Annotated in this window: 15 protein-coding genes; 11 read left to right on the plus strand and 4 right to left on the minus strand. The window is 44.0% G+C overall.

All coding sequences use genetic code 11. The features are described from left to right. Window positions 1-14 precede the first annotated feature (14 nt). Window positions 15-917, plus strand: a complete 903-nt coding sequence (locus ICN43_RS02530; RefSeq protein WP_255533394.1) for a DUF6492 family protein — start codon at window positions 15-17, stop codon at window positions 915-917. A gap of 27 nt (window positions 918-944) precedes the next feature. Next, on the plus strand, window positions 945-1,679 hold the full coding sequence (locus ICN43_RS02535) for a glycosyltransferase family 25 protein (protein ID WP_216197042.1): 735 nt from the start codon (window positions 945-947) through the stop codon (window positions 1,677-1,679). Here ICN43_RS02535 and ICN43_RS02540 read toward each other — a convergent pair. Continuing rightward, complete coding sequence (locus ICN43_RS02540) at window positions 1,676-2,632, minus strand: glycosyltransferase family 10 domain-containing protein (RefSeq protein ID WP_216197043.1); 957 nt, start codon at window positions 2,630-2,632, stop codon at window positions 1,676-1,678. The two genes, ICN43_RS02535 and ICN43_RS02540, sit on opposite strands and share 4 nt — an antisense overlap. 371 nt (window positions 2,633-3,003) lie before the next feature. On the opposite strand from ICN43_RS02540, the gene rfbB reads away from it, so the two are divergent. The 5 genes from rfbB to waaC are packed head-to-tail and all read left to right on the plus strand — an operon-like array spanning window position 3,004 to window position 7,682. Beyond that, on the plus strand, window positions 3,004-4,062 hold the full coding sequence (rfbB, locus tag ICN43_RS02545) for a dTDP-glucose 4,6-dehydratase (protein WP_216197044.1): 1,059 nt from the start codon (window positions 3,004-3,006) through the stop codon (window positions 4,060-4,062). A gap of 30 nt (window positions 4,063-4,092) precedes the next feature. After that, window positions 4,093-5,076 (plus strand): dTDP-4-dehydrorhamnose reductase, encoded by a 984-nt coding sequence (rfbD, locus tag ICN43_RS02550; protein WP_216197045.1) that lies wholly within the window; start codon window positions 4,093-4,095, stop codon window positions 5,074-5,076. Between the two features lie 16 nt (window positions 5,077-5,092). After that, entirely contained in the window at window positions 5,093-6,022 is a 930-nt protein-coding gene (rfbA, locus tag ICN43_RS02555; protein ID WP_216197046.1) for a glucose-1-phosphate thymidylyltransferase RfbA, read from the plus strand. Next, window positions 6,019-6,585: a dTDP-4-dehydrorhamnose 3,5-epimerase gene (rfbC, locus tag ICN43_RS02560; protein WP_216197047.1), complete on the plus strand. Its 567-nt coding sequence runs from the start codon at window positions 6,019-6,021 to the stop codon at window positions 6,583-6,585. Before rfbA ends, rfbC begins: the two co-directional genes overlap by 4 nt. Window positions 6,586-6,626: 41 nt before the next feature. Continuing rightward, window positions 6,627-7,682 carry a lipopolysaccharide heptosyltransferase I gene (gene waaC, locus ICN43_RS02565; protein ID WP_216197048.1) on the plus strand — a complete coding sequence of 352 codons (1,056 nt, stop codon included), beginning with the start codon at window positions 6,627-6,629 and terminating at the stop codon, window positions 7,680-7,682. A gap of 10 nt (window positions 7,683-7,692) precedes the next feature. Here the strand turns inward: waaC and ICN43_RS02570 are convergent, their stop codons facing one another. Next, window positions 7,693-9,306 carry a TolC family protein gene (locus tag ICN43_RS02570; RefSeq protein WP_216197049.1) on the minus strand — a complete coding sequence of 538 codons (1,614 nt, stop codon included), beginning with the start codon at window positions 9,304-9,306 and terminating at the stop codon, window positions 7,693-7,695. Between the two features lie 120 nt (window positions 9,307-9,426). Between ICN43_RS02570 and ICN43_RS02575 the strand changes: the two genes are divergently transcribed. Genes ICN43_RS02575 through trmB form a run of 4 tightly spaced genes read left to right on the plus strand, consistent with a single transcriptional unit; the run spans window position 9,427 to window position 12,541 of the window. Then, entirely contained in the window at window positions 9,427-10,278 is an 852-nt protein-coding gene (locus ICN43_RS02575) for an undecaprenyl-diphosphate phosphatase (RefSeq protein WP_216197050.1), read from the plus strand. A 32-nt stretch (window positions 10,279-10,310) separates the two neighbouring features. Further along, complete coding sequence (locus ICN43_RS02580) at window positions 10,311-10,769, plus strand: DUF2721 domain-containing protein (RefSeq protein ID WP_216197051.1); 459 nt, start codon at window positions 10,311-10,313, stop codon at window positions 10,767-10,769. Window positions 10,770-10,773: 4 nt separating this feature from the next. Continuing rightward, a complete protein-coding gene (locus ICN43_RS02585; protein WP_216197052.1) occupies window positions 10,774-11,727 on the plus strand; it encodes a UDP-glucuronic acid decarboxylase family protein in 954 nt (317 codons plus the stop codon). A 4-nt stretch (window positions 11,728-11,731) separates the two neighbouring features. After that, a complete protein-coding gene (gene trmB, locus ICN43_RS02590; protein ID WP_216197053.1) occupies window positions 11,732-12,541 on the plus strand; it encodes a tRNA (guanosine(46)-N7)-methyltransferase TrmB in 810 nt (269 codons plus the stop codon). Window positions 12,542-12,616: 75 nt separating this feature from the next. Here the strand turns inward: trmB and nusB are convergent, their stop codons facing one another. Both nusB and ribH read right to left on the minus strand, forming a co-directional pair. Then, window positions 12,617-13,117: a transcription antitermination factor NusB gene (gene nusB / locus ICN43_RS02595; RefSeq protein WP_216197054.1), complete on the minus strand. Its 501-nt coding sequence runs from the start codon at window positions 13,115-13,117 to the stop codon at window positions 12,617-12,619. 8 nt (window positions 13,118-13,125) lie between these two features. Next, window positions 13,126-13,641, minus strand: coding sequence for a 6,7-dimethyl-8-ribityllumazine synthase (gene ribH / locus ICN43_RS02600; RefSeq protein WP_216197055.1), 516 nt, complete (start codon window positions 13,639-13,641; stop codon window positions 13,126-13,128). Window positions 13,642-13,647: the final 6 nt, after the last annotated feature.

Consider the following 13,647-nt stretch of genomic DNA (forward strand, 5'->3'; position numbering starts at 1 on the left):
AAAGAGGAAACCATTTGAACCAAATTGCCCTTTACTGTAAATCTTACCGAAAAGATTTTTTACGGCTCAAAAAATTAGTAGAGTCAATTCATCGGCATAATGTTGATGGAATACCGTTTTATATCTCTACTCCAGATGAGCAGAAGCCAGAAATGCTTGCCATATTGGATGGTATTGATGGATATGAATGGGTATCAGACGAATCAATTATTGCCTCAAATCCTCGCGTGCCTGCTGGGATTGAAAAGAATCGATCTGGTGGACTATCGCAACAAACAATTAAGTCGGAATTCTGGCGCTTAGGCTTGACTGAAAATTATGTTTGCTTAGATTCAGACTGTATTTTTATCAAAGATTTTCATGTGTCAGACTTTATGGCGGGTGATGGAAATCCATATACGGTCATGTATCAAAATAAAGACTATTACCAGCTTGCGATTAATCGGGGTCAGGCCAAAGTGCTTAATGAACTCAGCCTTGAAGCAGATACCGTTAAAGCTATTTTTGGGCGGTCTGGGCCAAACTACTATTGCCCATGCCCACCCTTTATTTGGTCTAGCAAGGTATGGAGATCTTTGGATGATGAGTTTTTAAAATCCAAAGGGATGACTTTATGGGATATCAATACAGCTCAACATCCAGAAACACTGCTCTATCTTGAGGCTTTACTGAACTTTAAGGCAATCCCCTTGCACCCTATTGAGCAGTTGTTCCGGATTTATTACTACGATTGGCACTATTTCTTATTACGACGAAATGGTGAAACAATCAAAAAGTTAGCGGCAAATTATTTGGGGGTAATTTATCAATCTAGCTGGGATTTAAGTATGGATCACGGCGGCTCAACTAAATCGTTTTTATCTCGTGCATTGAAAAAGATAAAGCGTTTAGGACGTTTTATACAGAGCTATTTTTAATCAATTTGTTGCTTATAATTTTTTCATATGAATTCTCCCCGACCGCTCATTCAGATTCTAGTGATTTCACTTGCCCGTTCGCTTGATCGTCGAGTCAAAGTTCAACAAGAGATGAAAAAAATATCCATACCTTGGGAGTTTTTAGATGCTATTGATGGATCGAGTCTTAAGCAGCCGCCAGTTGAATATAAGGCAAAAAAAGTTAAAAGACTGCAAGGATATTTTTTAACTCCGAATGAAATTGGTTGCTATCTTTCTCATAAAGAAGCATGGAAGCGTTGTGTAAAAGAAAATATTCCAACCTTAGTTTTAGAGGATGATTTTATTCTAAGTCCTGATTTCGAGAGCGCTCTTGCCGCGCTGCTGAACTTTCCATCTGCATGGTCATTTGTAAGACTTCAGGGCTTATATGAAGTGCCATTTCGGCCAATAGAGACTCTGAATAACATCCAATTGGTTAGAAACATTGGCGATGCTGTAGGAGCAACCGCTTATTTACTAAAACCTGAGGTGGCTCAGACCTTGATAGAGGCTTCATCAGATATTTATGAGCCAGTCGACCACTTCTTAGAGCATTATCAAAAACATGGTTTAGATTTCTTGGCTGTAAGACCCTACCCAGTAGACATCACGCGCGTTCAATCGACTATTGATGACAGGCCTGAGCGCACCCCAGTAAAAGGTTATACCAAGTTAGTAAGATCAATTTCTCGGACATTGGATAGGTGCTTTAGCACTAGCCCATGGTTTCCTAAGCATTAACTCAAGGCTGTCTTAATGAGATTTTGAAGGAAATGTTTTAGAGGTTCCAGGGTGGGACGTTTGGTAAGTAGCGCCTCACTGGAGAACCTGGAGAGAGCATCTTTTGAATGTAAAAGATTGCCTAGCTCTGAAAACCCATTGGCCGACATGGGGGCTAGGTTGATAAAAGCGTTTGGGTTGAAATCTACTCGTACATTGTCATCAGCCCAAGTGATGGGTAGACAGCCAGCCATAAATGCCTCTGGAATTTTTTCAGTGTAATAGCCTGGAAACATGCCATTTTCTGGACAAAGATTGAATGCAAAATTCTGCAGCTCATCGTATTTGATGATTCCACTTTCTAGATGATTCTTAATATTGGGGTTGAATGACATCCCAAACTCCTTGACTTCAATTTGCTCTTTGACGGCCTTGAGAAGAGTTCCTCTGGGCTCACGTAGGTGGGATGCAAAGATTGCCCCTATCTGAGGGCGTTTTAGGAAGTCATCTCCCAAAGGCTGCATGAGTCGATCAAGGTCTAAAAGTCGACCATACCGGGGATTTTGATTACCTATGACCCCTTCTCCAGACCAGTCAACCATCTCCATCCAGTAGGGGGCTCGAAAGTGCTTGGAATCTGAAATCCCAAGATCAAATGTGATTGAATAGTCAGCTTCAACATGATCGGGGCGTACATTTTCGCCTGTTTGAAATAGGCTTAGGGGGCGAAGGCTTCTTTGACCGAGCTGTGATTCTAGTGTTTGCTGAAAATTACTGACAAGTGGCCTGAGGGGCTTTGGGCACCAACCCAATTTCTTTTTACTGAAATTTTCAAATGGGCCAAGAATTAAAAGATCGCACTGGTTTGGTTTTACCCATTCGATTTGATGGCCCAAGCTTCTCCAAATAGCAGGTATCAGACTGGATTGATAGTCCCCTGGGGCGCCTATTGTAGAAACTTTGATTACGGTCATAACCCTACCCTATGGAAGCTGACATTAGATACCCATTGTAATAACTAGCTTTGATATATTTCACAAATGTAGGCGATCCTCTTAGTTAGCTAACACTGTCTAGAGAATGGCATTGCATTAGCGGCATTTGAGGGGTGAGCTAATGCATATAGCATTGAAATTGCTGTTATCTGCAATCTTTCAACGGAATATGAGGTTATCTTGGCTATTCAAGAATGACCTCATTCACACCTAATCCAATACTTATCGACCAAATATTGATGGTTTAAGTTTGTCAGCAATTATTTTTTGAAGTGAATTATCACGCATTTCCAGAAGTGGTTACTGGCGGATTTCTTTATAATTGACCTTTAATTTATATTGGATTAGCTGTGATACTAGTAACTGGGGGTGCTGGCTTTATTGGTGGTAATTTCGTGCTCGACTGGCTAAAAGTACCAGGTAATGAGGGCGTTATTAATCTGGATAAACTGACCTATGCGGGTAACTTAGCCACTCTTGTATCTTTGAAAGAAGATTCTCGTCATCTTTTTGTTCATGGAGATATTGGTGATCAAGCGTTGGTCGCACGCTTGCTGAAAGAACATCAGCCCCGTGCCATTGTGAATTTTGCTGCTGAAAGTCATGTTGACCGATCCATTCATGGTCCCGCTGAGTTCGTCACAACTAATATCGTTGGTACATTTAATTTACTGGAGTGTGCCCGCGAGTACTGGAATGGTTTGGATGAAGCTGCGAAGAAAGCGTTTCGCTTCCATCATGTTTCAACTGATGAAGTCTATGGATCACTTTCTGCTACTGACCCTGCATTTACAGAAACCAATTCCTATGAGCCTAATAGCCCATACTCCGCCTCTAAAGCTGCCTCCGACCATTTAGTGCGTGCCTGGTTCCATACCTATGGCTTCCCGGTCGTCACCACCAATTGTTCTAATAACTATGGCCCGTATCACTTTCCAGAAAAGCTGATTCCATTAGTGATTCTCAATGCACTCAATAGCAAGCCATTGCCAATTTATGGTGATGGTCAGCAGATTCGGGATTGGCTGTATGTTGGCGATCATTGTTCTGCAATTAGGGAGGTATTGGCGGGTGGTCGCTTGGGTGAAACTTATAACATCGGTGGTTGGAATGAAAAAGCCAATATCGATGTTGTGAAAACTATCTGCGCTATTTTGGATGAGTTAAAACCCCGTGCTGATGGCAAGTCCTATGTAGAGCAAATTACTTACGTTACAGATCGCCCCGGTCATGATCGTCGTTATGCAATTGATGCGAGCAAGGTTGAGCGTGAACTGGGTTGGCGACCTGCTGAGACTTTTGATACTGGTATCCGCAAGACGGTGCAGTGGTATTTGGATAACCCGGTTTGGATTGAAGGTGTAGTGAGCGGCTCTTACCGTGACTGGCTTTCAAAGCAGTACAACTGATTTGCTAGTTAGCGATTTAAGTAAGCCAACATGAATATCCTCGTCTTTGGTAAAGATGGTCAACTGGGTAAAGCTTTTCAGGCTTTGCTAGCTTCGCAATTGGCTGCTTTGGATGAGAAGCCTACCATTCTTTGTGTGGGTCGGCATGAGTGCGATCTTTCTAATAGTGCTGCATTAGACTCTCTCTTAAATCAGTTCTCACCCGATTTAATCATCAATGCTTCTGCCTATACTGCAGTTGATAAGGCTGAGACAGAAGTAGATCTGGCTTTTGCAATTAATGCTAAGGCTCCCGAGATCATGGCGCAATACGCCGCAAATCATAGCGCCACTTTTTTACATTACTCAACAGACTATGTCTTTGATGGTGAGAAATATGGTTTTTATTTAGAGGATGATCTACGTAAGCCTTTGGGTGTCTATGGCAAGAGTAAAGCTGCAGGAGAAGAGGCAATCGCCAAGGCTTTTTTGAGCGGCAAGCGTACTGGTCAATATGCCATCTTTAGAACAAGTTGGGTTTATGGTGATGGTGGCAATTTCATTCGCACCATTCTACGTTTGGCTAAAGACCGTGAAGAGCTCAAAATCATCAATGATCAATATGGCGTACCTACGAGTGCGCAGTGGCTGGCACAAGTCAGTCTAGATTTGGCGATGGATGACAATTTAAAGCCTAGACAATTTCTATCTGGTATCTATCACGCTGTTCCTGCTGGAGAAACAACTTGGCATGGCCTGGCGTGTTTAGCCGTGAAGGCAGCTCTAGATGCTGGCGTTACCATTAAGGCAAGGCCAGAGGCTATCAAGCCAATATTAGCCGTTGAATATCCGTTACCTGCCCCCAGACCTATGAATTCAAGGATGTCTACCGATAGGCTGCGTTTTGCTTTGACTCAGAGAGGCCCAAACAATTCTAACTCTTATAATGATGTGGATGGAATTCTCGAGTTTCCAGCTTGGGAAAGCATGGTGCGGGAATATGTATCTAGGCTGGCTCACGATCAATTGATTTAAATATATTTGGACTGCAATGGCGACTAATCGTAAAGGCATCATTTTGGCGGGAGGCTCTGGCACTCGTTTATATCCAGTCACTCAAGCCGTTTCTAAACAGCTCATGCCTGTCTATGACAAGCCGATGGTCTATTACCCATTAACGACTTTAATGCTCGCCGGTATTCGCGACATTTTATTAATCTCCACACCGCATGACACGCCGCGCTTTGCTGACTTGCTCGGAGATGGTTCTCAATGGGGTTTAAATATTGAGTATTGTGTTCAGCCTTCACCAGATGGATTGGCGCAAGCTTTTACTCTAGGCAAAAACTTTGTTGGTAACAATCCGAGTGCGCTAGTGCTGGGCGATAATATTTTTTATGGTCACGAGTTAGTTGATCAGCTCGATAGTGCTAATGCTCGCAGTGATGGTGCAACGGTATTTGCTTATCACGTCAATGATCCTGAGCGCTATGGCGTAGTGGAGTTTGATAAAGACTACAAAGCGCTCTCCATTGAAGAGAAGCCACTCAAGCCGAGAAGTAGTTATGCTGTAACAGGCCTATATTTCTATGACAATCAAGTATGCGATATTGCCTCGTCGATTAAGCCAAGCGCTCGTGGTGAGCTTGAGATTACTGATGTGAATCGTGTTTACCTTGAAAAGAATGAATTGAGCGTCGAGATCATGGGCCGCGGTTTTGCTTGGCTAGATACCGGGACTCATGATTCTTTACTAGACGCAGCAGGTTTTATTGCTACCCTCCAAAAGCGCCAGGGATTGATGGTAGCTTGTCCTGAAGAGATTGCTTATCGTCAAGGTTGGATTAGTGCGGAGACCGTTCAGAAGGTGGCTTTCCAGTTAAGTAAGAATAGTTATGGCCAATACTTAAGCAAGATTTTGAATGAACTCAATACCTCAGCTCAGCCAGTCTCTCTTTCTCATAAGAAGGTTGTTGGATGAATAGCTCCTCAAAGTTGCAAGTAACACCAACAGCAATTCATGATGTGCTTGTGGTGGAGCCAAAAGTCTTTGGTGATGAGAGAGGCTGGTTCACCGAATCTTTTAATGCCCAGGACTTTGCACTTGCTACTGGCTTAGAGGTTGAATTTGTTCAAGACAACCATTCTTTTTCTCGGCAATGGACTTTGCGGGGCTTGCATTATCAGTTAGAGCAAACCCAAGGAAAGTTAGTACGAGTAGTTGCGGGCAGTGTATTTGATGTGGCCGTAGATATTCGCAAGGATTCGCCTACCTATGGAAAGTGGGTAGGTGTTGAGTTGAGCGCCCAAAATCACAAGCAGCTATGGGTTCCTGAAGGATTAGCACATGGTTTCTTGGTGCTATCGGAAACTGCTGAGTTCCTCTATAAAACTACAGATTACTATCACCCTCAAAGTGAAGCATGTTTAGCTTGGAATGACCCAACTATTGGTATCGATTGGCCATTACCCTCAGGGATTGCGCCCAATATGAATGCTAAAGATGCGGGTGGTTTATCTTGGGATGCTGCACCTAAGTTTTAACTAGATCTAGCTTGGTTTTCAAAAGATAAGATAATGCTCACATGAGCAATATCCTCAACCATTCCTCCTCGGTTGTCAGTCCCAAAATCCTATTGGTGAAACTCTCATCGCTTGGCGATGTGTTGCATAACTTACCAATCGTGTGGGACTTACGTGCACGCTTACCAAATGCTCAAGTGGATTGGGTGGTTGAAGAGGCTTATGTACATTTGCTAGAGCCCTTATTGTCACGAGAAGGTTTTCAGGGTATTGATCGGATCATTCCTTTTGCCTTACGCCGCTGGAAAAGAAATCTCTTGAGTTTGGTCACTTGGAAAGAATTTTTTGCATTCAGAAAAATGCTTCGATCTACTACTTATGATGTCTTGATAGAAACTCAGGGTTTAATCAAATCCGCCATGGTTTGCTCTATGGCAAAGAAAAGTTCAAATGTTGTTATTGCTGGACTTGCTAATGCTACCGAATTTTCTGGTTACGAGCCCTTAGTACGATCTTTCTATAATCAATCAGTACAGGTGCCTACGCAGTGTCATGCAGTAGATCGATCACGCTGGGTCATGTCCTCTGCATTGGATTGGTCTTTGATTGACAGATCCAAGCCGCTTCATTTTTATCCGCCAGACTTTATTCGGCGCATTCCAAAGAGTTCTCTTGAGGGTCTCAATACCCCTTATGTTTTATGCTTTCATTCAACTGCTAGAGAAGCGAAGCGCTGGGCTAATGAGAATTGGATCAATTTGGGTAAAGACCTTGCTACTCGTGGCTATCAAGTGATTTTCCCTTGGGGTAACCCTGCCGAAAAGACTGTCAGCATGGCTCTTGCAGGACAGATTCCGGGAGCATTTGTTCCCCCAGCATTTTCGATTGAAGAGGCTTTCTCAGTAATTTCTGGGGCAGCTTTAACGGTAGGCGTAGATACAGGGCTGACACATTTGGCAGCAGTGCTTGATAGACCGACTGTAGAGCTATATTGCGACTCGCCAAGATGGAAAACCGAAGGCTATTGGTCTCAGAAGATTGCTAATGTGGGTGATATACAAAATCCACCAAGTGCTCAAGAAGTTCTTGAAGCATCTCTCAAGCTTTTACAAAATTAATTCTTTATTTTTAGCGAAGCAGGGTGTTGATTGAAATCAGATCTTCATCTGTTAGTGCTGCTACATGCGCTTTTAACTTAATTGCATTCAGAATAGTGTTGTAACGAGCCTGCTGTAATTGTGAGCGAGTAGTAATCACGGTATCGAGAGCAATTAAGACATCAAGATTAATTAAAGTTCCCACCTGAAATCCAAGCTTGCTTGACTCTAGTGCTGAGGTGGATGAGCGCTCTGCTGCCTCGTAAGCTTTAACGCTAGCTAGTCCACCGTAGAAGCCGGTAAAGGCAGCGCGGGTGTTTTGCGCAGCGGTACGGCGGGCATTGTCATAGTTAGATTTAGCCACATCTAATAAAGCAGCATTTTGACGAATCACAGAACTTGCATATCCCCCTGAGACTAAAGGTATATTCATTTGTAATGCAATGGTGTTGTTGTAAATATTAGTTTGTGATGGGGTAAGACTATTAGCCGTCCCGTTCGAGGTGTTGTAGCCTGCCGTGCCGACAAAATTGAGTGAGGGGTAGTTCAATGCTTGTGATGCCCGATAAGTGCTTTCTGCCAAATTGACTGACAGTTGACCTGCTAAAACATTAAAGTTGGCTGTCTCTGCCTGATGAATCCAGTCATCCAAGGTTTGACCTTTAGGGAGTTGTGGATTTACGCTGTCAGTAATTGGAATGACATTGCCATCTTTAAACTTAGAGCGGGGATCCTTAAGTACGCCATCGATCTTAGCCTCTTTAATTAGCGGCTTTAAGCTACCTACAGGGCGACCCGTTAATTGTTCTAGGACACCCCGTTTTACGATGAGGTCGGCTTGAGCGGCAATTTCTTGAGAATTGGCAAGATCGAATGCAGCTTGAGCGGTATTGACATCAACAATGGTTGCTAAGCCAGCATCAAACTTAGCTTGAGCAACTTCTAGTTGTTGTTTGATTAATGCTTTTTTATTGCGATACAGTTCAACATTATCTTGGCTAGTAAGCGTATCAAAGTAAGCTTGTGAAACCCGAATGATGAGATCTTGCTGCGCTAAGAAAAAGCGCATGTCCGCAATTTTGGTATTTAAATCACCTTGTTTAAATGCCTCAAATGCTGCCATATTAAAAACAGGTTGAGTAAGCGTAACCGTATAGTTTTTTTGGTCATACACCCGAGAGCCAGTGTAGGAGCTTGCTGGCTGATTGCCTGCTGTATGTTGGAAGTAACGTGTGCCACCTGGAACAGCGGTTGCCTGCGGTAGTAACAGTGATAAACCTTGCCAAAATAGTTCTTTGCTAGCCTGGTAGTTAAAGCGTGCAGCATTTAATACTGGGTCGCTAAAGGCGGCTTCTTGATAAAGACGAATGAGATCGGACGCTTGCCCGACATTGGCCCCGTTGTTGGTATTGAGATAAGAGGGGGCAATAGTCGTGGATATTGCCTGTTTTTGGGCAATGACCATCTGTGGAGGCATATCCAGCCCGATAAGAGACTGAGCGCTCACTGGTGTTGGGAGTGAGGGTTTTGCGCCAACGGCACTTTGCGCAAAGGCGCTGGGTGCGATTGCTGAAAAACCAAGGGCCTGACTCAGGGTTAAGCCAAAAATGGCGATCTGAGAGAGGCGAAAGCGTGTTGGGGTCATCTCATTCGGATACAGTTCAATGTGGGATGAAGTTTAAGGCTTATTTGTACAAAGTGCTCGATTTAGGCTTTATTGTGCCAAATATCGCAGATTCCCTGATCTATCTATAAAATTGTGCCCATGGATCTAATTTTGCTAGGCAAGGCGGTAATACTGGGGGTAGTCGAGGGCTTAACCGAGTTTTTGCCAATTTCTAGTACGGGGCATCTCATTTTGGTCGGGGATTTGCTGGATTTTAATGACGAGCGTGGCAAAGCTTTTGAGGTCATCATTCAGTTTGGCGCAATTTTGGCGGTTTGTTGGGAATTTCGGGAAAAGCTTTGGAAGGTTGCCTCTACCGTTCGAACCAGTGCAATCTCGCGACGTTTCATTCTGAATCTATTGATTGCGTCCATTCCCGCTATGGGCCTAGCTTTCATCTTTGGAAAATATATTAAGGCTGTACTCTTTGCGCCTATTCCCGTTGCCAGCGCTTTTATCGTGGGTGCCTTGATTATTTTTTGGGCTGAAAGTCGGCAATCCAAATTAGCTCACTCTGGGAGTAAATCGTATATTCAGTCGGTAGATGACCTTACGTCTATAGATGCCTTAAAGGTTGGCTTAGCACAGTGCGCTGCTCTGATTCCAGGGACATCGCGTTCGGGTGCAACCATTATTGGCGGTATGTTATTTGGCTTACCCCGCACAGTCGCTACCGAGTTTTCTTTCTTCTTGGCGATACCTGTCATCGGTGGTGCAACAGCATACGAGATCCTCAAGCTTTGGAAAAGCCCCGTATCTTTATCAGGCGACTTTACTTGGGCGATTGTGATTGGGTTTATCTCTGCCTTTATCTCTGCCTTTATTTGCGTTCGCTGGCTAATTCAGTATGTTGCTGGCCATAACTTCATTCCATTTGCCTGGTATCGCATCGTCTTTGGCCTCCTGGTCTTGGTGAGTGCCTATAGCGGCTTAGTAGCATGGTCTCACTAAGCCCCCTTCTAAAAATTTGACTGAGAATGAGTATGGACGTATCCATTGATGCAATAACAAACAATATTCAATTAGCGCTAGCCCCGGTATTTTTATTAACTGCAGTCGCTACTTTGATTAATGCAATCTCCGCCCGTCTAGCAAGATCAGTGGATCGTATGCGTGCTATTCAGCATCGTATTCAGGAGGGCGGTATTCAGAATCAAGGCGTGCTAATGTATATGATGAAAGAGGCGAATGAGGCAAAGATCAGGGGCCGTCTTTGTACTGCCGCTATTTTCTTTGACGTACTCAGCGGCGTATTTATCTCCTTAACAGTGCTGGAATTATTTTTCTTTCAGGCTGGTGCAGTTCGATCCTTACAGGCTACCTATGTCATTTGGACTTTTGTATTGGGCTTGATATCGTTTATGACTTCACTCTCTATCGTGCTAACTGAGGTGGTATACGCTTACCGTTCAGCGGGCTGGAATACACCTTTTCTAAAGTAAAAATATGCAAAACTATAACCGTCGTAAAAAAATCCTCATTACCGGTGGCGCTGGTTTCCTGGGGTCACATCTGACTGAAAAACTTCTTAAAGAGGATAATGAGGTCTTAGTGGTTGATAACTTTTTTACTGGTACTAAGCAAAACTTAGCCCATCTTTTGGGTAATCCCCATTTAGAAGTCATGCGTCATGATGTGACTTTTCCGCTGTATGTGGAAACGAATCAGATATATAACTTAGCATGCCCCGCTTCACCCGTGCATTATCAATACGATCCAGTTCAAACAACTAAGACGAGCGTACATGGCGCCATCAATATGCTCGGACTTGCTAAAAGAACCAGAGCTCGTATTTTGCAAGCATCTACCAGCGAGGTATATGGTGATCCGGAAGTGCACCCTCAACCAGAGGAATATTGGGGCAGAGTCAACCCGATTGGTATTCGTTCCTGCTATGACGAAGGCAAGCGTTGTGCGGAAACACTTTTTTTTGATTATCACCGTCAGCATCATTTAGATATTAAAGTTGTCCGTATCTTTAATACCTACGGACCTCGCATGCATCCGAATGACGGGCGAGTAGTCAGCAACTTCATTGTCCAGGCATTGCAAGGTAAAGACATCACCATTTATGGCGATGGGCAGCAGACCCGAAGCTTTTGCTATGTGGATGACTTAATTGATGTCATGGTGAAGATGATGAACTCAGAGCAAGGTTTTACTGGTCCTGTGAATATTGGTAACCCAGGTGAGTTCACCATGCTCGAGTTGGCCGAAACTGTTCTGAGGCTTTCGGGCAGTCAATCAAAGATCATTTATGAAGCCTTACCTTCAGATGATCCTAAGCAACGTCAACCCAATATTGAGCTAGCAAAAGCTAAGCTTGGCTGGGAGCCAAAGGTAAATCTTGAGGATGGCCTAAAAGAGACTATTGCTTATTTTAGAGAATTGGTTTCTTAGGTTAATGCAAGATAAATCTGAAAAGCATTTTCATCGTATTCGCTCTTTTGTTTTAAGGGCTGGTAGAACAACCGCTGGGCAGCAGCGTGCTATCGATGATTTGGGTCCTCAGTTTTTACTGCCATTTCAAGAAACTGTTTTAGATTTGCAGCAAGCATTCAATGGCTCATCACACCCCAAGATATTAGAAATTGGTTTTGGTATGGGAGAGACTACGGCCAAAATCGCTGCATTTCGTTCCGCAGATGATTTCTTGGCGATTGAAGTCCATCCGCCCGGCGTGGGTGCCTTACTGAAGCTGATTGGCGAGAATAACCTCACCAATTTACGATTAATTCGTCATGATGCAGTTGAGGTATTGGAGAAGATGATTGCCCCCAATTCCTTGGATGGTATTCATATTTATTTTGCGGATCCTTGGCATAAGAAGCGTCATCATAAGCGTCGCTTGATTCAGGCGCAGTTCGTAAATTTATTAGCTTCTCGTTTAAAGTCTGGGGCTTATTTGCACCTTGCAACAGATTGGCACAACTATGCAGAGCAAATGCTCTTGGTACTCAATGCAGAGTCGGCACTAAGCAACACCTCTACTGAGCATATTGAGCTTACTACTTTTGCAATTGAAGATGCATCAAGCCCACAAGAGTTAAAAGATGCAAATGAGTCAAAAGAATTTAGGCCAACATTGGAGCAGTTAAGTACCCAGCATCCAGCATATGTAGAGAGACCAGCTTACAGGCCAATCACTAAATTTGAGAACCGGGGACTGAAGCTGGGTCACGGGGTATGGGATTTAGTCTATAAGAAGAAATAGGATATAAATAAAGCCGCTTTAAGCGGCTTTATTTACGAGTTGAGCTATTTATAGACTTGCTAGTGGTTTTGGCTTTTAGCCGGCCTGCACCTCAGTACTTCGCAATTGTTGAGCTAGGAGGTCCAATACGCCATTGACATATTTATGCCCATCGGTGCCACCAAAGGTTTTGGCTAATTCGACGGCCTCATTGATAGCCACCTTGTACGGAACAGCTAAATCAATGGCAAGTTCGTAGGTGCCAATCAGAAGAGCGGCATGCTCTACTGGAGAGAGTTCATTAATGGGGCGATCTAGGGCTGGAGTGATAATGCCCTCTAATTCATCGGTGCGCTCTAATACGCCTGTAAAAATACCTTGGAATAAATCATGCTGGCAACGACGAAACCCGGGGTCTTCAGCAAGCTGTTTAGCAATTGCTGCAGCGTTAGGAAGACTGCCAGCACGACGCATCACTAGGCTTTGGTAGACCCCCTGTAAAGCATATTCACGTGCGCGACGACGTGGCGTGAGTGAGCGCTTTGGTGGGCTCGGCGGATTTTGCGCTGCCTGAGCACTGGGAGTATTTTTATTCATTTGGTGAATTACTCTTCTGAAGACTTGATTTCAAAATCAATATCGGGAGTAAGCGCTAAAGCGAGATTGGCCATTTCAACAACTGCTCTTGCACAATCGGCACCTTTGACCTGAGCTCGCACTTGGGCTTGCTCATCCGTTTCGCAGGTGAGGACACCGTTGGCGATAGGTAAACCAGATTCGAGGCAGATGCGGTTGATCCCAGCAGCTGATTCATTAGAGACCAATTCAAAGTGATATGTTTCACCACGAATAATGGCGCCCAGTGCAACCAGACCATCAAATTCACCCGTTTCAGCAAGTTTTTGCAGTGCGAATGGAATCTCTAATGCGCCGGGTACGGTAACTAATTTAATGTCTGCTTGAGATACGCCAAGTTTGATTAATTCCTCAATGCAGGCGGTAGTCAGGGCAACGCAATGCTCTTCATTAAAGCGCGCCTGCACAATACCTACGCGCAGATCTTGTCCGTTGAGATCGGTTGCGAGAACGCCTACTGCAGATTCTTCATTGCTTGTATTCATGATATT

The sequence above is a fragment of the Polynucleobacter sp. UK-Mo-2m-Kol15 genome (genome assembly GCF_018881505.1).
GTDB lineage: Bacteria > Pseudomonadota > Gammaproteobacteria > Burkholderiales > Burkholderiaceae > Polynucleobacter.